General features: G+C 72.3%; 17 protein-coding genes and 2 pseudogenes. 15 read left to right on the forward strand and 4 right to left on the reverse strand.

The features are described 5' to 3' along the window. Positions 1-78 precede the first annotated feature (78 nt). Positions 79-591, reverse strand: a pseudogene (locus OG875_RS21795) (response regulator); the annotation flags it as partial. A 315-nt stretch (positions 592-906) separates the two neighbouring features. Between OG875_RS21795 and OG875_RS21800 the strand changes: the two are divergent. The 3 genes and pseudogenes from OG875_RS21800 to OG875_RS31050 form a co-directional block, all read left to right on the forward strand. Continuing rightward, positions 907-3060 (forward strand): SpoIIE family protein phosphatase, encoded by a 2154-nt coding sequence (locus tag OG875_RS21800; protein ID WP_330177849.1) that lies wholly within the window; start codon positions 907-909, stop codon positions 3058-3060. A gap of 58 nt (positions 3061-3118) precedes the next feature. Then, entirely contained in the window at positions 3119-4351 is a 1233-nt protein-coding gene (hemW, locus tag OG875_RS21805) for a radical SAM family heme chaperone HemW (RefSeq protein ID WP_330175904.1), read from the forward strand. Positions 4352-4752: 401 nt separating this feature from the next. After that, positions 4753-5040, forward strand: a pseudogene (locus tag OG875_RS31050) (Uma2 family endonuclease); the annotation flags it as partial. On the opposite strand, the gene OG875_RS21815 reads toward OG875_RS31050, so the two are convergent. After that, positions 5018-5848, reverse strand: coding sequence for a DUF3097 domain-containing protein (locus OG875_RS21815; RefSeq protein WP_330175905.1), 831 nt, complete (start codon positions 5846-5848; stop codon positions 5018-5020). The pseudogene OG875_RS31050 and the gene OG875_RS21815 overlap by 23 nt on opposite strands. A 24-nt stretch (positions 5849-5872) precedes the next feature. Continuing rightward, positions 5873-6604 carry an MBL fold metallo-hydrolase gene (locus tag OG875_RS21820; protein WP_330175906.1) on the reverse strand — a complete coding sequence of 244 codons (732 nt, stop codon included), beginning with the start codon at positions 6602-6604 and terminating at the stop codon, positions 5873-5875. A gap of 166 nt (positions 6605-6770) precedes the next feature. Between OG875_RS21820 and hrcA the strand changes: the two genes are divergently transcribed. From hrcA to OG875_RS21875, 11 genes are all read left to right on the forward strand, one after another. Next, positions 6771-7787, forward strand: a complete 1017-nt coding sequence (hrcA, locus tag OG875_RS21825) for a heat-inducible transcriptional repressor HrcA (protein WP_330175907.1) — start codon at positions 6771-6773, stop codon at positions 7785-7787. Then, positions 7788-8921, forward strand: a complete 1134-nt coding sequence (gene dnaJ, locus OG875_RS21830; protein ID WP_330175908.1) for a molecular chaperone DnaJ — start codon at positions 7788-7790, stop codon at positions 8919-8921. Positions 8922-9085: 164 nt separating this feature from the next. Next, complete coding sequence (locus OG875_RS21835) at positions 9086-10159, forward strand: nitronate monooxygenase (protein WP_330175909.1); 1074 nt, start codon at positions 9086-9088, stop codon at positions 10157-10159. Continuing rightward, positions 10156-10896 (forward strand): 16S rRNA (uracil(1498)-N(3))-methyltransferase, encoded by a 741-nt coding sequence (locus tag OG875_RS21840; protein ID WP_330175910.1) that lies wholly within the window; start codon positions 10156-10158, stop codon positions 10894-10896. The genes OG875_RS21835 and OG875_RS21840 overlap by 4 nt, the downstream gene beginning before the upstream one ends. A 130-nt stretch (positions 10897-11026) precedes the next feature. Continuing rightward, a complete protein-coding gene (locus tag OG875_RS21845) occupies positions 11027-11386 on the forward strand; it encodes a histidine triad nucleotide-binding protein (protein ID WP_330175911.1) in 360 nt (119 codons plus the stop codon). 5 nt (positions 11387-11391) lie between these two features. Further along, complete coding sequence (locus OG875_RS21850) at positions 11392-12300, forward strand: ribonuclease Z (protein ID WP_330175912.1); 909 nt, start codon at positions 11392-11394, stop codon at positions 12298-12300. Positions 12301-12408: 108 nt separating this feature from the next. After that, positions 12409-13521 carry a carbohydrate kinase family protein gene (locus tag OG875_RS21855; protein WP_330175913.1) on the forward strand — a complete coding sequence of 371 codons (1113 nt, stop codon included), beginning with the start codon at positions 12409-12411 and terminating at the stop codon, positions 13519-13521. Positions 13522-13651: 130 nt separating this feature from the next. Beyond that, positions 13652-14683 (forward strand): PhoH family protein, encoded by a 1032-nt coding sequence (locus OG875_RS21860; protein WP_330175914.1) that lies wholly within the window; start codon positions 13652-13654, stop codon positions 14681-14683. 50 nt (positions 14684-14733) lie between these two features. Next, a complete protein-coding gene (gene ybeY / locus OG875_RS21865) occupies positions 14734-15231 on the forward strand; it encodes an rRNA maturation RNase YbeY (RefSeq protein WP_330175915.1) in 498 nt (165 codons plus the stop codon). Continuing rightward, positions 15228-16532, forward strand: a complete 1305-nt coding sequence (locus OG875_RS21870; RefSeq protein ID WP_330175916.1) for a hemolysin family protein — start codon at positions 15228-15230, stop codon at positions 16530-16532. The genes ybeY and OG875_RS21870 overlap by 4 nt, the downstream gene beginning before the upstream one ends. A gap of 53 nt (positions 16533-16585) precedes the next feature. Further along, positions 16586-16939: an MmcQ/YjbR family DNA-binding protein gene (locus OG875_RS21875; RefSeq protein ID WP_330177850.1), complete on the forward strand. Its 354-nt coding sequence runs from the start codon at positions 16586-16588 to the stop codon at positions 16937-16939. A 97-nt stretch (positions 16940-17036) separates the two neighbouring features. Here OG875_RS21875 and OG875_RS21880 read toward each other — a convergent pair whose 3' ends face one another. Further along, positions 17037-18440, reverse strand: coding sequence for a polysaccharide pyruvyl transferase family protein (locus tag OG875_RS21880; RefSeq protein ID WP_330175917.1), 1404 nt, complete (start codon positions 18438-18440; stop codon positions 17037-17039). Between the two features lie 407 nt (positions 18441-18847). Between OG875_RS21880 and OG875_RS21885 the strand changes: the two genes are divergently transcribed. After that, positions 18848-19204 carry a cytidine deaminase gene (locus tag OG875_RS21885; protein ID WP_330175918.1) on the forward strand — a complete coding sequence of 119 codons (357 nt, stop codon included), beginning with the start codon at positions 18848-18850 and terminating at the stop codon, positions 19202-19204. Positions 19205-19221: the final 17 nt, after the last annotated feature.

Raw genomic sequence — 19221 nt, forward strand, 5'->3', positions numbered from 1 at the left:
ATCCGGACCGCCGTGGTCCTCGTCCGCGTCGGCCCCCGCGCCGCCCTCGCCGGCGTCCTTGTCGCCGTCCCTCTCGCCGAGCATGGACCCGATGGCGGAGAGCCTGCGGCCCATCTCGGTGAGCTGCGCGTGGTCCCGGGCCAGCAGTGCCTCCAACTGGCGGTTCTTGCGGTGCAGTTCGAGGAAGACCGTCACCTTGGCCCGCAGCACCCAGGGGTCGAACGGCTTCGGGATGAAGTCGGCGGCCCCGGTCGCGTACCCCCGGAAGGTGAAACCGCTGTCGGGATGACTGCCGGTCAGAAAGATGATCGGGACGTCCTTCGCCTGGTCCAGCCGCTTGATGCCGGCGGCCGTGTCGAAGGCGTCCATGCCCGGCATCCGGACGTCCAGCAGCACCAGCGCGAACCGTTCCCGGCGCAGCGCCCGTATCGCCTCCTCGCCCGAACGGGCCCGCACCAGCGGGACGTTGAGCGATGCCAGTACCGCTTCGAGCGCGAGAAGGTTCTCCTCCATGTCGTCGACGAGAAGGATTCCCGCCCGGTCGGCGACGGGGGTGTCAGCGGGCGGGTCGGTGGGTATCTGGGTGCTCATCGTCGGTGGCGTCCGAGTAGGTGATGGCCGGTGCTGGGGGTCCGGGCGCGTACGGTGTCGGGTGCGGCGGCCGGGGGAAACGGCCTCTGAGCTCCGTTCTTCGCCCGCTTCTTCGCCCATTTCGATGACTCGACGCGTATGGGCACGCTCAGTCTGTCACTCTGTCGGGGTCGTAAGCGGCGCAACGAGAGAAACAACCAGGAGCCGCACGTGGGGCCTATAGGGGACTGTCGGAACCCGAATGATCCGGAAGCGACCACTCCGGTACGGAGTCGGGCGTTCCGCGACGACGAGCGGCGCACGGCACGCACCAGCCTGCCGGGCAACCCGCTCGCCCCGTCCGCCGCGCGCCGGTTCGTGCGCGCGGCGCTCGCCGAGTGGACCAGCCTCGGCCTGCTCGCCGCCTGCGCCCTCTGCCAGGGCGACGAGAACTGCGCACCGGGAGGGCACGACGCGGACGGGCTCATCGACGACGCGGTGCTGATCGTCGACGAACTCGTCACCAACGCCGTCGTGCACGCCGGCACCAACGTCGAACTGCTCTGCCGTCTCGACGTGCTGGAGTGCGAACCGGAGGGCACGAGACCCGGCGGGATGCCCGTCACGGCCCCCGTGCCGGACCCGGCCACCACCCCGGACACCCCCGGGGACCCGGACGCCCCAGCCGCCCCGGAGGCGGCCGTACCCCCGGAGCCCGCCCCCGACCTCGCGCGCGCCGCCCTCGTCATCGAGGTCTCCGACCACCACCCCGCCCGCTCCGTACGCAGCGACGCCCACGAAATCGCGGGCGGCGCCCCCGACTACGGCCGGGGCCTCCAGCTCATCGCCGCCCTCTCCGAACGCTGGGGCATCACCTACCGCACCGGCCTCAAGACCGTCTGGGTCCACCTCCCCATCGACGGCCCGGCCTCCGGGGACCCGGCGGGCACCTTCGCCCCCGGCGCCACGGGCGAACCCGCCCTGCGCCGCGACATGCGCGCCGCCGAGATCCTCGCCCCCGCCCCGCGCGGAACGACCCGCGAGGACCCCGACTGGATCAGCCGGGGCGCCCTCTCCTTCCTCGCCGAAGCCTCCGACCTGCTGGCCGGACAGCTCGACGAGGACCTCGTCGCCGCCCTCGCCGGCCAGCTCCTCGTGCCCCGGCTCGCCGACTGGTGCGCCATCTGGCTCGACGGCGAGGGACACGGCCGTACGGGCGCCCCGAGGCTCTCCCGCGTCTGGCACGCCGACGAGTCCCGTATCGACCTCCTGCGCACCCTCCTGGAGAAGGAACCGCCCCGGCTCCTCGACGCCCAGCGCGCCCAGGCGGGCGGCGGCCAGGACGGCACCGCCACCGGGGGCCGCAACGTCCCCGTGCCCGTCCCCTGGCCCGGCTCCGGCCAGACCGGCGCGCACGACGGCGCGGCCGTCGCCTGCCGGCTCGTCGCGGGCGACCGCGCCCTCGGCACCCTCGTCCTCGGACGCCGCCGGCTGGCCCGGATGCCCGACGAGGTGATCGCGCTCATCGAGGACTTCGCCCGCCGCGTCGCCCTCGCCATCGGCGCCGCCCGCCGCTACACCCGGCAGGCCACCATCAGCCGCGTCCTGCAACGCAGCCTGCTCCCCAGCCAGGTCGCCCGGATCCCCGGCGTCGAGAGCCACCTGGTGTACGAGCCCGCCGACGACGGCGTGGTCGGCGGCGACTTCTACGACGTCTTCCCCGCGCCGCCCGGCGGCCGGTGGTGCTTCATGCTCGGCGACGTCCAGGGCAGCGGCCCCGAGGCCGCCGTCGTCACCGGCCTCGCCAGACCCTGGCTGCGGCTCCTCGCCCGCGAGGGGTACGCGGTCGGCGAAGTGCTCGACCGCCTCAACCGGCTCCTGCTCGACGACGCCATGGAGGCCGCCGAGGCCGCCGCGCTGATGGTCGCCGTCGCCGGCGGGCAGGACCTCACCGGCGGCGACCCCGGACTGCCCGGCCTCAGCGACCTGGGCCCGCTCAGCGACATCGGCACCCTGGAGAAGGGCCGCGCCGACGGGGGCCGGGGCGGCGGCCTCGCCGACGGCGGCCAGTCACGCTTCCTCTCCCTCCTCTACGGCGAACTCGCCCCGCTCCCCGGCACCGCCGGCGGCGCCCGCTGCACCCTGGCGAGCGCCGGCCACCCGCTGCCGTTACTCCTCAAGCCCGACGGAACGGTGCGTGTGGCCGCCGAACCGCAACTGCTCCTCGGCGTGGACGAGAACGTCGCGTACGAGAGCCTCAGCTTCGACCTGGCCTCCGGGGACACCCTGCTGTGCGTCACCGACGGCGTCACCGAGCGCCGCTCGGGGCGGCTGCTCCTGGACGACGACGACGGCCTCGCCGCGATCCTGGCGGGCTGCGCCGGACTGAACGCGCAGGGCGTCGCCGAGCGGATCAGACGGGCCGTGCACGACTTCGACCCGAGCCCGCCCTCGGACGACCTGGCGCTGCTGGTGCTGCGCGCCGTGTAGCGCCGGACTCTGCGGGGTACGGCGACGGCACCCGGCCCGCGTACGGGACACTGGGGTCATGCCTTCCGCCCTGCCCGACGGTGACCCCATGCCCGAGTCCGGCGCGCTGCCCCCGCACGCGCTCGACGGCGCGGCGGACCGGCCGCTCGGCTTCTACCTGCACGTGCCCTACTGCGCCACCCGCTGCGGCTACTGCGACTTCAACACCTACACCGCCACCGAACTGCGCGGCTCCGGCGGCGTGCTCGCCTCCCGCGACAACTACGCCGACACCCTGACCGACGAGATCCGGCTCGCCCGCAAGGTCCTCGGCGACGACCCCCGGCCCGTCCGCACGGTCTTCGTCGGCGGCGGTACGCCCACCCTGCTCGCCGCCGCCGACCTCGTACGGATGCTGGGCGCCGTACGCGACGAGTTCGGCCTCGCCGACGACGCGGAGATCACCACCGAGGCCAACCCGGAGTCCGTCGGCCCGGCGTACCTCGCGGAGCTGCGCGCGGGCGGCTTCAACCGGATCTCCTTCGGCATGCAGAGTGCCAGGCAGCACGTCCTGCGGGTCCTCGACCGCACCCACACCCCCGGCCGGCCCGAGGCGTGCGTCGCGGAGGCCCGCGCGGCCGGGTTCGACCACGTGAACCTCGACCTGATCTACGGCACGCCCGGCGAGAGCGACGACGACTGGCGCGCCTCCCTGGCGGCGGCGGTCGGCGCCGGACCCGACCACGTCTCCGCGTACGCGCTGATCGTCGAGGAGGGCACCGGGCTCGCCCGCCGCATCCGCCGGGGCGAGATCCCCATGACCGACGACGACGAGCACGCCGACCGCTACCTGATCGCCGACGAGACCCTGACGGCGGCCGGATTCAGCTGGTACGAGGTCTCCAACTGGGCCACCACCGAGGCCGGGCGCTGCCTCCACAACGAGCTGTACTGGCGCGGCGCCGACTGGTGGGGCGCGGGGCCCGGCGCCCACAGCCACGTCGGCGGGGTCCGCTGGTGGAACGTGAAGCATCCGGGGGCGTACGCGGCGGCGCTCGCGGAGGGCCGCTCACCGGGCGCGGGCCGGGAACTCCTCACGGCGGAGGACCGCCGCGTCGAGCGGATCCTGCTGGAGCTGCGGCTGTCGGACGGCGTGGAACTGTCCCTGCTGCGCCCGGCGGGCCTGGCGGCGGCCGGCAAGGCCCTGACGGACGGACTGCTGGAGCCGGGGCCTTACGGGGCGGGGCGGGCGGTCCTGACGCTGCGGGGGCGGCTGCTGGCGGACGGGGTGGTGCGGGACCTGGTGGATTGATCACTCGGTTGGGTGAATCGGGGCGGATTCGGTGGTTATTGCCTACGCCGATTTTCTGGTCTGCCGTCAACAGAAGCGGCGGAATGTGGAGGCTCACGGAGATGACCGCTGTGGCTGAGCGACCGATCACCGACACCGCCGCCGAGCGGTACACGAGCTTTGAGGCGCCGGCAGGGCTCAAAGCGGAACTCCTCAGGGGCGAAATCGTGATGATGGCGGGCCCGACTGGGTCCACAACCTGATCGTTCTGTTCGTGGAGCGGCAGATCCCGATCGAAGACTGGTATCCCGTGCAGACACAGGACCTCTCGATCCCCGGGGAATCCGCCCAGCCGCAGCCTGGCCTCGTCGTGATCGAACACGGCGCTTTCGAGGGCCCGGACGTCTGGTGCCCGCCCGGCCGTCACCCTGGTGCTCGAGGTGGTCTCCAAGACCAGCATCGACCGTGACTACGGCGTCAAGAGGTCGATCTACGCGGCAGGCCGGATCCCGGCCTGTCTGATCATCGATCCGATGGAGGCGCACTGCGTGCTCCACACCGAACCCACCGGTACTGGCGAGCACGCCGACTACCTGACGAAGCGGACCACCCCGTTCGGTGAACCTCTGCCGCTCGACCTCCTCGACATCAAGCTCGACACCAGCAAGTTCGGGACCCTGCCGCCCGTCAAATATCACCGTCGTCCATGACCGTCACGAAGTCGATCAGCTCCTCCACCCGCCCCAGCAGCGCCGGTTCCAGATCCCGGTAGGTCCGTACGGACGACAGGATGCGCTGCCACGCCGCACCGGTGTTTTCCGGCCAGCCCAGGGCCCGGCACACCCCCGTCTTCCAGTCCTGACCGCGCGGCACCGACGGCCACGCCGGGATACCCACCGACGACGGCTTCACCGCCTCCCAGACGTCGATGTACGGGTGCCCCACCACCAGGACGTCGTCCCCCGTGACCTGCTCCGCGAGCCGGAACTCCTTGGAGCCGGGCACCAGATGGTCCACCAGGACGCCCAGCCGCGCGTCCGGCGACGGGCCGAACTCCGCGACGATCGCCGGGAGATCGTCGATGCCCTCCAGATACTCGACGACCACGCCCTCGATCCGCAGGTCGTCGCCCCAGACCCGCTCCACCAGCTCCGCGTCGTGCCGCCCCTCGACATAGATACGCCCCGCACGTGCCACCCGCGCCCGCGCCCCCGGCACGGCGATCGAACCGGAGGCCGTACGGGCGGGCCGCACCGGGCCCCCGGCGCCCGGCCGCACCAGCGTGACCACCCGGCCCTCCAGCAGGAACCCCCGCTCCACCAGCGGGAAGACACGGTGCTTGCCGAAGCGGTCCTCCAGCGTGACCGTCGGGCCCTCGGCGGTCTTCTCGCAGCGGATCACCGCGCCGCAGAAACCCGTCGACACCTCCTCGACCACCAGATCCGGTTCGGCGGGCACCTCGGGCACCGGCGTCGAACGCTTCCACGGCGGGGTCAGATCAGGGTGGTAACTGCGCATCCGCAGACGATAACGGGGCCCGTCCTACGCCGTGCCCGCCGTGCCGAAACGCACGGCCAGCGTGTCCCGCTGCGCCCGCACGAACGCCGCGTCGACGGCCGCCCCGTGGCCGGGAACGTACACCGCGTCCTCGCCGCCCAGCTCCAGCAGCCGGTCCAGCGCGGCGGGCCAGCGGTCCGGGACCGCGTCGCTCCCCGCCTGCGGCTCGCCCGACTCCTCGACCAGGTCGCCGCAGAACACGACCGCCCGCTCGCCCGTCACCAGCAGCGCCAGATCGTGCGCGGTGTGCCCGGGACCGGCCTCGGCCAGCAGGACCCGCCGCCCGCCGAGCTCCAGCGCCCGCTCGCCGGACACCGCGTGCCGGGGCGTGACCAGCACGTCCACGGCCTCGGCCGCCTCGGCGGCGGGCACCCCGTGCCGTACGGCCTCGTCGCGCAGGGCCTCGCGGTCGCGCCGCAGCGACTCCGCCAGGCCCGTCGCGCCGTACACCTCCGCGCCGGAGAACACGGCCGTCCCCAGGACATGGTCGAAGTGCGGGTGGCTGAGCGCGATGTGCGTGACGCGCCGCCCGCCGGCGAGCGCCCGCGCCTGGGCCCGGATTCCGGCGCCCTCACGGAGCGTGGAGCCCGTGTCGTACAGAAGGACGGCGTCCTCGCCGAGGACCAGGCCCACCGTCGCGTCCCAGCCGGGCAGCCGCCGCCGGCCCACCCCCGGCGCGAGCTGTTCCCAGCCGTGCTCTTCCCAACGGACGTTCATACGGCGACGCTATCGGTGGGGCGGACGGTACCGCGCGCGGTGGCCGGACCGGTCGGCCTTGCTAGGCCCGTACCTCACGGCCGTACACTGGGCCGGGGAATGCTGGCACTCCTGCGCATCGAGTGCCAGGCCGGATCCGACGGAACCAGACCTGGAGGTGGGCGCGATGCTGAGCGAACGCAGGCTTGAGGTGCTTCGTGCCATCGTCCAGGACTATGTCGGCACCGAGGAGCCCGTCGGCTCCAAGGCGCTGACCGAGCGGCACAAGCTCGGTGTGTCCCCCGCCACGGTCCGTAACGACATGGCGGTCCTGGAGGACGAGGGCTTCATCGCGCAGCCGCACACCAGTGCGGGGCGCATCCCGACGGACAAGGGTTACCGGCTCTTCGTCGACCGGCTGGCGGGCGTCAAGCCCCTGTCGGCGCCGGAGCGCAGGGCCATCCAGAACTTTCTCGACAGCGCCGTCGACCTGGACGACGTGGTGGGCCGTACGGTCCGGCTGCTCGCGCAGCTGACCCGGCAGGTCGCGGTGGTGCAGTACCCCTCGCTGACCCGCTCCACGGTGCGGCACGTGGAACTGCTCGCGCTGGCCCCCGCACGGCTGATGCTCGTCCTGATCACCGACACCGGCCGGGTCGAACAGCGCATGATCGACTGCCCGGCGCCGTTCGGCGAGGCGTCGCTGGCGGATCTGCGAGCCCGGCTCAACGCCCGGGTCGTGGGACGCCGGTTCTCCGATGTGCCGCTGCTGGTGCAGGAGTTGCCCGAATCCTTCGACCTGGAGGACCGGGGGACGGTCACCACCGTCCTGGCGACACTGCTGGAGACCCTGGTCGAGGAGACCGAGGAACGGCTGATGATCGGCGGCACCGCCAATCTGACGCGTTTCGGCCATGACTTCCCCCTGACCATCCGGCCCGTGCTGGAGGCACTGGAGGAGCAGGTCGTGCTCCTCCGGCTGCTCGGCGAGGCCGAGGACTCGGGCATGACCGTACGAATCGGGCACGAGAACGCCCACGAGGGCCTCAACTCCACGTCCGTCGTCGCGGTCGGCTACGGTTCGGGCGACGAGGCAGTCGCCAAACTCGGCGTGGTCGGACCGACCCGCATGGACTACCCCGGAACGATGGGAGCGGTACGCGCAGTGGCACGTTACGTCGGACAGATCCTGGCGGAGTCGTAAGTGGCCACGGACTACTACGCCGTACTCGGCGTACGCCGCGACGCATCACAGGACGAGATCAAGAAGGCATTCCGCAGGCTCGCCCGCGAGCTGCACCCGGATGTCAATCCCGATCCCAAGACGCAGGAGCGCTTCAAGGAGATCAACGCCGCCTACGAGGTGCTGTCCGACCCGCAGAAGAAGCAGGTCTACGACCTCGGCGGGGACCCGCTCTCGCAGGCGGGCGGCGGTGCGGGCGGCTTCGGCGCCGGCGGCTTCGGCAACTTCTCCGACATCATGGACGCGTTCTTCGGGACGGCGTCGCAGCGCGGGCCGAGGTCGCGGACGCGGCGCGGCCAGGACGCGATGATCCGTCTGGAGATCGACCTCAACGAGGCGGCCTTCGGCACCACCAAGGACATCCAGGTCGACACGGCGGTCGTCTGCACGACCTGCTCGGGCGAGGGCGCCGCCCCCGGCACCTCCGCGCAGACCTGCGACATGTGCCGCGGCCGTGGCGAGGTCTCCCAGGTCACCCGGTCCTTCCTGGGCCAGGTCATGACCTCGCGGCCGTGCCCGCAGTGCCAGGGCTTCGGCACGGTCGTGCCGACCCCCTGCCCCGAGTGCGCGGGCGACGGCCGTATCCGGTCGCGCCGCACGCTCACGGTCAAGATCCCGGCGGGCGTCGACAACGGCACCCGTATCCAGCTCTCCGGCGAGGGCGAGGTCGGGCCCGGCGGCGGTCCGGCGGGTGATCTGTACGTCGAGATCCACGAACTGCCGCACGGAGTGTTCCAGCGGCGCGGCGACGACCTGCACTGCACCGTGACCCTCCCGATGACGGCGGCGGCGCTGGGCACCCAGTGCCCGCTGGAGACCCTGGACGGCGTCGAGGACATCGACATCCGGCCGGGCACCCAGTCCGGCCAGTCCATCCCGCTCCACGGACGCGGCATCACGCATCTGCGTGGCGGCGGCCGGGGCGACCTGATCGTCCATGTCGAGGTCATCACCCCGTCGAAGATCGACCCGGAGCAGGAGCGGTTGCTGCGCGAGCTGGCGAAGCTCAGGGGCGAGGAACGGCCCACCGGCCAGTTTCAACCCGGACAGCAGGGGCTTTTCTCCCGGCTGAAGGACGCCTTCAACGGCCGCTGACCGCGCGGACGTTCACGCCGCACCCACAGGCGCCGTACCGGCTCGTTCCCGGGCCGTACGGCGCCTGACGGCGTTCACCGGGCACCCGCCCGGCCCGGAGCCCGTACGGCGCCCTCCGGCCGACCGGCGCCGGGGCCCGGCGGGCGCCATGGCACCATGCGTGCATGTCCTCCGTGTTGACCGACATCTGCCGGTATCCGATCGTGCAGGCACCCATGGCGGGCGGCGCGTCCTGCCCGCCGCTGGTCGCGGCCGTCGGCGACGCCGGAGGGCTGGGATTCCTCGCCGCCGGATACAAGACGGCCGACGGGATGTACCAGGAGGTCAAACAGCTCCGGGGGCTCACCTCCAGCGTGTTCGGCATCAACCTGTTCCTGCCGCAGCCCCATCACGACGACCGCGCGGCGGTCGAGCTCTACCGGGAACAGCTCGCCGGTGAGGAGACCTGGTACGAGACTCCGCTCGGCGACCCCGACTCGGGCCACGACGACGGCTACGAGGCGAAACTCGCGATCCTGCTGGACGACCCCGTCCCGGTCGTCTCGTTCACCTTCGGCTGCCCCACCCCCGCCGTCCTCGACGCCTTCGCCCGCGTCGGCACCCTCACCGTCGTCACGGCGACCACGCCCGAGGAGGCCCAGACCGCCGAATGGTCCGGCGCCGACGTCGTCTGCGTCCAGGGCGTCGAGGCGGGCGGCCACCGGGGCACCCACCGCGACGACCCCGCCACCGACGGCGCGGGCATCGGACTGCTGTCACTCGTCACCCAGGTACGGGAAGCCGTACGGCTGCCGGTCGTCGCGGCCGGCGGGCTGATGCGCGGCGCCCAGATCGCCGCCGTCCTTGCCGCGGGTGCCGACGCCGCGCAGTTCGGCACCGCCTTCCTCGTCTGCCCGGAGTCCGGCGCGCACGCGCTGCACAAACAGGCCCTCACCAACCCGCTGTTCACCCGCACCGAACTCACCCGCGCCTTCTCCGGGCGGCCCGCGCGCGGCCTCGTCAACCGCTTCATGCGCGAACACGGCCCCTACGCCCCGCCCGCCTACCCGGAGCTGCACCACCTCACCGCCGGACTGCGCAAGGCCGCCGCCGCCGTCGGCGACCCGCAGGGCATGGCCCTGTGGGCCGGCCAGGGCCACCGGATGGCCCGCGCGCTGCCCGCCGGACAGCTCGTCGACGTCCTCGTCGGTGAACTCGAAGCCACCCGCGCCTCGTTGACCCTGGGAAACCCCTCATGACCGCACCTGTCTTCGTCGTCGGCCCCGCCACCACCCTGCGCACCGGCACCGTCACCCTCGACGGCCCCGAGGGCCGCCACGCCGTCTCCGTGCGGAGGCTGCGTGTCGGCGAGGAGATCGTCCTCACCGACGGCTCCGGCACCGGCGCCCACGGGACGGTCGCCGCCGTCCACGGCAAGGACCGGCTGGACGTGACGGTCACCGGCCTCCGTACGGAGGACGAGCCCACGCCCCGCATCACCGTCGTCCAGGCCCTGCCCAAGGGCGACCGCGGCGAACTCGCCGTCGAGACCATGACCGAGACCGGGGTCGACGCCGTCGTGCCCTGGGGGGCGGCGCGCTGCGTCACCCAGTGGAAGGGGGAGCGGGGCGCCAAGTCCCTGGCGAAGTGGCGCGCCACCGCCCGCGAGGCGGGCAAGCAGTCCCGCAGGCTGCGCTTCCCCGAGGTCGCGGAGGCGGCGTCCGCCAAGGACGTCGCGGCGCTGCTGGCGGCGGCCGACCTCGCCGCCGTCCTGCACGAGGACGGCAGCGCGCCGCTGGCCACCGCCCCCCTGCCCGCCACCGGGAACATCGTGCTCGTGGTCGGCCCGGAGGGCGGCGTCTCACCGGACGAGCTGGCCCTGTTCGCGGACGCCGGGGCCACCCCGTACCGGCTCGGCCGTACCGTCCTGCGCACCTCCACCGCCGGGACGGCCGCCTGCGCGCTGCTGCTGGGCCGCACGGGCCGCTGGTCCTGAACGCGGGCCGCCCCCGGGCGGATAGCATGCCTCCGTACGGAAGCGCGCCGTCGTGCGCACGTCCCGGCGGGCACGCCTCCGTACGGAAGTGACCAGGGGCGCCCGGCCGACCGATGAGGAGACCCGGACCATGGCGGGAGAACGACAGGCCGACTGCCTGTTCTGCAAGATCGTCGCCGGGGAGGTGCCCGCGACCGTCCTGCGCGAGACGGACACCACCGTCGCCTTCCGGGACATCAACCCGCAGGCCCCCACCCACGTGCTGGTGATCCCCAAGGTCCACTACCCGGACGCGGCCTCGCTCGCCGCCGCCGAACCGGCGATCGCCGCCGACATCCTGCGCGAGTCCGCCGAGGTCGCCGCCCTGGAGCGGACCGTGGACAGCGGCTACCGGATCGTCTTCAACACCGGCAGCGGCGCCGGCCAGACCGTCTTCCACGCCCACGCGCACGTCCTGGGCGGACGCGGCCTCAACTGGCCCCCCGGGTAGGAGCCTTGTCCGTACGGGAACTCGTCGTCCTCGGCACCGCCAGCCAGGTCCCCACCCGGCACCGCAACCACAACGGCTATCTGCTGCGCTGGGACGGCGAGGGCATCCTCTTCGACCCCGGCGACGGCACCCAGCGCCAGATGGTGCGCGCCGGGGTCGCGGCGTACGACATCAACCGGATCTGTGTCACGCACTTCCACGGCGACCACTCGCTCGGCCTCGCCGGGGTGATCCAGCGCGTCAACCTGGACCGGGTCCCGCACGAGGTGACCGCGCACTACCCGGCGAGCGGTCACGCCTTCTTCAGGAGGCTGCGCTACGCGACGGCCTACCGCGAGACCGTCGGCATCACCGAGGCACCCGTCGACACCGACGGCGTGCTCGCCCGGACGGCCTCGTACACCCTGGAGGCCCACAAGCTGTCCCACCCCGTCGAGTCCTACGGCTACCGGATCACCGAACCCGACGGCCGCCGGATGCTCCCCGGCCCGCTGGCCGCCCACGGCATCGCCGGGCCCGACGTGGGGCGCCTCCGGCGGGACGGCGAACTGCGCGGCGTGACGCTCGCCGACGTCAGCGAGGAGCGCCGGGGCCAGCGTTTCGCGTTCGTCATGGACACCCGGCTCTGCGACGGGGTGCGCACGCTCGCCGACGGCTGCGACATGCTGGTCGTCGAGTCCACCTTCCTCGACGAGGACCTCCGGCTGGCCGACGACCACGGGCATCTGACGGCCGGACAGGCCGGGGCGGTGGCACGGGAGGCCCGCGTACGGCACCTCGTACTGACGCACTTCTCGCAGCGCTACCCGGACCCCCGGGAGTTCGAGCGGCAGGCCAGGGCGGCCGGGTACGAGGGTGAGCTGACGGTCGCGGCGGACCTCGTCCGCGTACCGCTGCCCAAACGCTCCGGCTGAGCCCCGGCCACCGGCCGGCCGCCCCGGGTCCCGGCCCGCCCTCCCGGCGACTGTCAGTGGCATCGGGCAGACTGACCGGATTACGTACGCCGAGCCCGGAGCGCGACCGTGACCCCCAGTGCAGGAACGCCGCACCAGCACACCGCCGACGTCGACCCGCTGCGCGCCCTGCGCGCCCCGGACGACCCGGACTGCGACGTCTACCTGACCGGCACGGTCTTCCTCGACATCATCCTCACCGGCCTCGACAGCGCCCCCGTGCGCGGCACCGAGTCCTGGGCCAGGGGCATGGGTTCGAGCCCCGGCGGCATCGCCAACATGGCCAGCGCGCTCGCCCGGCTCGGCCTGCGCACCTCGCTCGCCGCCGCCTTCGGCGACGACCACTACGGGGAGTACTGCTGGGACGCGCTGGAACAGGGCGAGGGCATCGACCTCTCCCGCTCCCGCACCGTCCCCGGCTGGCACTCGCCGGTCACCGTCTCCATGGCGTACGAGGGCGAGCGCACGATGGTCTCGCACGGCCACGAGGCCCCGCCGCCCGAGAGCGCCGTGCCCGAGTGCCCGCCCCGCGCGCGTGCCGCCGTCGCCGCCCTCACCCCCGGCCGCGGCGAGGCGTGGATCGCCCGCGCCGCCGGGCAGGGGGCGCGGATCTTCGCCGACGTGGGATGGGACGACACCGGCCGTTGGGACCTGGCCGCCCTGCCGGACCTGGCGCACTGCGAGGCGTTCCTGCCCAACGCCCAGGAGGCGATGCGCTACACCCGCACCGACTGCCCCAGGGCCGCCGCGCGGGCCCTCGCCGAACTCGTGCCGCTGGTGGTCGTGACCCTGGGCGCGGAGGGCGCGTACGCGGTGGACAGCGCGGCCGGCACCACCGCCGAGGTGCCCGCGATCGACGTGGAGGCACTGGACCCGACCGGCGCGGGCGACGTGTTCGTCGCCGGTTTCGTCACCGGCACCCTGGCCGGCTGGCCGCTCGCCGACCGGCTGGCGTTCTCCGGGCTGACCGCGGCCCTCTCGGTCCAGGAGTTCGGCGGATCGCTCTCGGCGCCCGGCTGGTCGGAGGTCGCCGCCTGGTGGAGCTACGTACGCTCGTCGTCCGACCAGGACCCGGCGGCGCTGCGCCGTTACGCCTTCCTGGCCGGTCTGCTGCCCGCGCCGACCCGGCCCTGGCCGCTGCGCAGGGCCGTACCGACCATCGGCTTCGGGCGCTCCGGCTGACCCCGGTTCCGGAAAGACCACGGAAAAGCCCTTCGGGCTTGTCAGTGCGGGGTCGTACGCTGGTATCCAGAGGTTGTCGAGTGGCGAGAACCCCGCAACGGGAGGTATGTGCAGGCCACAGTGCCGGCCCATGACTCAGACACCCACAGTGCCCAGCCCCGCGCCCGGTCAGGCGCGAGCCCACTTCACGATCCCCGCCAAGCACCCGATGGTGACGATCCTGGGCTCCGGTGACTCGTTGCTGCGCGTGATCGAGAAGGCGTTCCCGGCCGTCGACATCCATGTCCGGGGAAATCAGGTCAGCGCCCTCGGTGACGCGGCCGAGGTCGCCCTGATCCAGAGCCTGTTCGACGAGATGATGCTGGTGCTCCGCACCGGACAGCCGATGACGGAGGACGCAGTGGAACGTTCCATCGCCATGCTCAGAGCCAGCGAGAACGGCGGCGCGGACGGCCCAGAGACCCCCGCCGAGGTTCTCACGCAGAACATCGTGTCCAGCCGGGGCCGCACGATCCGCCCCAAGACGCTCAACCAGAAGCGCTACGTCGACGCGATCGACAAGCACACGATCGTCTTCGGCGTCGGCCCGGCGGGCACCGGCAAGACGTATCTCGCCATGGCCAAGGCCGTCCAGGCCCTCCAGTCCAAGCAGGTCACCAGGATCATCCTGACCAGGCCCGCGGTGGAGGCGGGGGAGCGGCTCGGGTTCCTCCCCGGCACGCTCTACGAGAAGATCGACCCGTATCTGCGCCCGCTGTACGACGCGCTGCACGACATGCTCGACCCCGACTCGATCCCGCGCCTGATGGCGGCGGGCACGATCGAGGTGGCGCCGCTGGCCTACATGCGCGGCCGGACGCTGAACGACGCCTTCATCATCCTGGACGAGGCGCAGAACACCAGCTCGCAGCAGATGAAGATGTTCCTGACCCGGCTCGGCTTCGACTCGAAGATCGTCATCACCGGTGACGCCACCCAGGTCGACCTCCCCGGCGGCACGAAGAGCGGGCTGCGCGAGGTCCAGGAGATCCTCAAGGACGTACCCGACGTGCACTTCTCCCGGCTCACCTCCGAGGACGTCGTACGGCACAAGCTCGTCGGCCGTATCGTCGACGCCTACGAGCAGTACGACAGCCGCAACGGCAACGAACCGCACAGCTGAACCGGCGCCTCCGGTCCGGCGGGCACTAATCGGGAGAGTCACACCGCACCATGTCGATCGACGTCAACAACGAGTCAGGCACCGAGGTCGACGAGCAGGCGATCCTCGGGGCCGCCCGCTACGCGCTCACCCGGATGCGTATCCACCCCCTCTCCGAACTGTCGGTGATCGTGGTGGACTCCGCCGCCATGGAGCAGCTGCACATGCAGTGGATGGACCTCCCCGGTCCGACCGACGTCATGTCCTTCCCGATGGACGAGCTGCGTCCGCCGGCGAAGGACGAGGAGGAGCCCCCGCAGGGTCTCCTCGGTGATGTCGTGCTCTGCCCGGAGGTCGCCAGGACCCAGGGCGAGGAGGCGCCGACCGGGCACTCCATGGACGAGGAGCTCCAGCTGCTCACCGTCCACGGTGTGCTGCACCTGCTCGGCTACGACCACGAGGAGCCGGACGAGAAGGCCGAGATGTTCGGCCTCCAGGCGGCCATCGTGGACGGCTGGCGTGCCGAACAGGGCCTGACCGGTCCCTCTCCCGCCCCGACCGTCTCGTGATCACGCAACTGATCATCGGGGCGGTCGCGCTGGTCGTCGTCGCCTGGCTGGCGGCGTGCGCGGAGGCGGGGCTCGCCCGGGTCTCCAGCTTCCGCGCGGCGGAGGCCGAACGCTCCGGGCGGCGCGGCGCCGACAAGCTGGCGCAGATCGCCGCCGACCCCACGCGCTATCTCAACGTCGCGCTGCTGGTGCGGGTCGCCTGCGAGACGGCGGCCGGGGTGCTGGTCACGTACGTCTGCCTGGAGCGGTTCGCGACCTGGGTCGCGCTGCTGGTCGCGATGGGGGTGATGGTCCTGGTGAGTTATGTCGCCGTGGGCGTCTCGCCGCGCACCATCGGCCGCCAGCACCCGCTGAACACGGCGACCGCGGCGGCGTACGTCCTGCTGCCGCTGGCCCGGATCATGGGCCCGGTCCCGCAGCTGCTGATCCTCCTGGGCAACGCGCTGACGCCCGGCAAGGGCTTCCGCAAGGGCCCGTTCGCGAGCGAGGCGGAGCTGCGCGCGATGGTGGACCTCGCCGAGCAGGAGTCGCTGATCGAGGACGACGAGCGCCGGATGGTGCACTCGGTCTTCGAACTCGGCGACACCCTGGTGCGCGAGGTCATGGTGCCGCGTACGGACCTGGTCTGCATCGAGCGCTACAAGACGATCCGCCAGGCCCTGACGCTGGCGCTGCGCTCCGGCTTCTCCCGGATCCCGGTCACGGGGGAGAACGAGGACGACATCGTCGGCATCGTCTACATCAAGGACCTTGTCCGCAAGACGCACATCAGCCGTGACGCGGAGGCCGACCTGGTCTCGACGGCGATGCGCCCGGCGGCGTTCGTGCCGGACACGAAGAACGCGGGCGATCTGCTGCGCGAGATGCAGCAGGAGCGCAATCATGTCGCCGTGGTCATCGACGAGTACGGCGGCACGGCGGGCATCGTGACGATCGAGGACATCCTGGAGGAGATCGTCGGCGAGATCACCGACGAGTACGACCGTGAACTGCCGCCGGTGGAGCCGACCGGCACCGACTCCTTCCGGGTCACGGCCCGGCTCGACATCGGCGATCTCGGCGAGCTGTACGGGCTGGACGAGTTCGACGACGAGGACGTGGAGACGGTCGGCGGGCTCCTCGCGAAGGCGCTCGGCCGGGTGCCGATCGCCGGGGCGAGCGCGCTGGTCGAGCTGCCGGACGGGCGCACACTGCGGCTGACGGCGGAGTCCCCGGCCGGCCGGCGGAACAAGATCGTGACGGTCCTGGCGGAGCCGGCCGAGCCGGCGGCGGGCGCGACGAGGGAGGCGGCGGCACGGTGAGCGGCGCGAGGGGCGGTGCGGGCGGCGCCTCCGGCGGCCCGGCGGGCGGGCCGTTGGCGCGGGACGAACTGCGGGCGTTCTGCCTGGAGTTCGACGCGGTGGCGGAGGAGTTCCCGTTCGGCCCGGAGACCTCGGTCTTCAAGGTGGTCGGAAAGGTGTTCGCGCTCACCGCCTTGGACGAGGAGCCGTTGACGGTCTCGCTCAAGTGCGACCCGTACGAGGCGGTCCGGCTCCGTGAGGCCCACCCGGGGATCGTCCCCGGATGGCACCTCAACAAGCGGCACTGGAACACGGTCACGGTCGCCGGACTGCCCGCGCGGACGGTGCGCGAGCTGATCGAGGACAGTTACGACCTGGTGGTGGCCGGCCTGCCGAAGGCGGAGCGCCTGCGGCTGGACCGGCCGTGACCCGAACGCCGCGCCGAGGGCCCGCCGTTCAGGAGGCCGGGCGGGACCGGATCGGTACGGGGCCGGGGCCGGTACGTGTCCCGGCGCGGGCGGTCGGCTACCGGGAGCGCAGCCGGCGGCGTACCTGACGGCGGACGGCCGGGCCGATCCGCCGTATCGAGCCCTTCTCCATGGTGGCCAGCTGCCGTTCCACGGCGGCGAGCCTGCGCTGGAGCTCGTTGTTCTTCTTCGTGAGCACGGCGATACGGCTGTCGGTCACGGTGTGGCGCTCGTGCAGCCGGCTGAAGCGGTAGTGCAGCGCGCCGTCGTCGGTGCCGTCCCACACGCCCAGGGACGGCGGCAGGTCCAGCGCACCGAGCCGCAGGTCGAAGGCGGCGCCGCCGTCGCCGTGCGTGAAGGTGTTCTCCAGACCGTTGCGGTCGAGGAAGCCGGTGAACCGGTCGAAGCGTTCCTTGTGCCCGTTCAGCATCTCGCTGTAGTCGGCCTGCTCGTACAGCTCCTGCGGGTGGATGTCGGCGGGCGTGGTGCTGAGCATCCGGTGCGGTATCCCGAAGTAGCGGCACAGCTCCAGGGTCCGGGAGTCATGGACGAGGACGACGCTGGGGGTGCCGGCGAGCAGCGGGGCGATGTTGCCGTGGATACGGGTGCCGTAGACGAAGTCGTACGTCGCCAGCTCGTCCATCCAGGTCTTGGGGTCGAGCGGGACCCTGACCCGGTTCTCCACGAACAGCGGGTGGGTGAGCCCCCGGGGGAAGCGGGTCGCCCGGCCGCTGACGGCGGAGGTGTCGCCCCAGAAGAGGATCTCGGCGTCGGCGAGGTTCTGCGCGTAGTACCGCAGATGCGGGAAGCGCTCCAGCGCGTGGCGGGCCAGTCCCTCCATGTCGCCGATCGCGGTCGCACCGGGGGACATGTTGATCACGACGCGGGAGTGGGCGTCGATCGTGCCGGGGTCGCGGGGCGTCGGGAAGGTGTCGCCGTGCAGGAACATCGAGGGACAGCCGATGACCTCGACGTGCTTCTTGAACCCGAGCCGCTGGAGATACGAGGCGGTGAGCTCACCGCGTACGCCGAGGGACGCGGATCTCTCCAGGACGGCCTTCACGAACCGCTTGACCGAGGTGTCGATGGGCCCGAGCCGCGTGGTGTCGTAGTCCTCGCCGGCCTGCGCGCCCACACCCAGGACGACGACGGGGATGGTCAGCTGCTCGACGAGGGTGGAGAGCTTGTCGAGGGCGCCCTTGAAGGACGGCCGGAAGGCATTGGCGAGCGGCACGACGAAGACGTCGTACCGCTCGTTTATCTGCTGCGCCCGCGCGGCCGTCGGGACGGTGCTGAGACCGTTGGAGGTGATCTCCGTACGCTCGGTGAGCAGGATCTTGTGCGCCGCGTCGCTGAAGAGCAGATTCCCCGAGTTCGTGCCGATCAGGTCCTTCTGGATGAACTCCTGCTGACTGGCGACGTGGAACGGGCTCTTGCCGGAGCGTATGAGTATGCGCTTCATGACCTTCTTCCTCGTGTGCTCGGGAACGCGCCTGGTAGCCCGGCAAGCGCTCTCACCCGACGGCACCGGTCCTGGTCAAGTGACTGGGTCGCGTGGAAGGGGACGATACCCGAGACGAAAAGCCGGAAGGCATGGGTATTTCATGCTTTGTTGGGATGCTGTTCATGTGATCTATGACGCTGATGAGACATTTGATTCCCCCGGCCCACGCTCCGTCAGACGGTTGGCGCGCTCTGTGTTCCGGGAGGCGCGGTCCGGCGGTCCCGCCGACGGCGTACGTTCCGGAGGACGGCTCCGACGCGTGACGCGCGGGGCGGGTCCCCGCCGGCCCGGCCGGGCATCCCTTTGTCCGCTCGGCTGACCGGGGCGGGCCGCGCGCCCCCGGCTCGTCTCTCTATGCTCGGGGCATGACGACGCCGAGCGACGGTCTCGACCCCGAGGACCGGAAGATCATCACGTTGGCCCGCAGCGCCCGCGCCCGTAACGGGGTGCCCGAGGGGGCCGCCGTACGGGACGGGACCGGGCGGACCTACGTCGCCGGGACCGTGGGGCTCGACTCGCTGCGGCTCAGCGCGCTGCGGACCGCCGTCGCCATGGCCGTCGCGAGCGGCGCGACCTCGCTGGAGGCCGCCGCCGTCGTCTCCGGGGAGGGGGCCGTCAGCGACGAGGACCGGGCCGCCGTACGGGACCTCGGCGGGCCGGAGACCCCGGTGCTGCTGGCCGCTCCCGACGGCACCGTACGGCTGACCGTCACCGCCGGCTGAGGCATCCGGAGGGTCCG

Origin of the sequence: Streptomyces sp. NBC_01498 (assembly GCF_036327775.1) — a bacterium.
GTDB lineage: Bacteria > Actinomycetota > Actinomycetes > Streptomycetales > Streptomycetaceae > Streptomyces.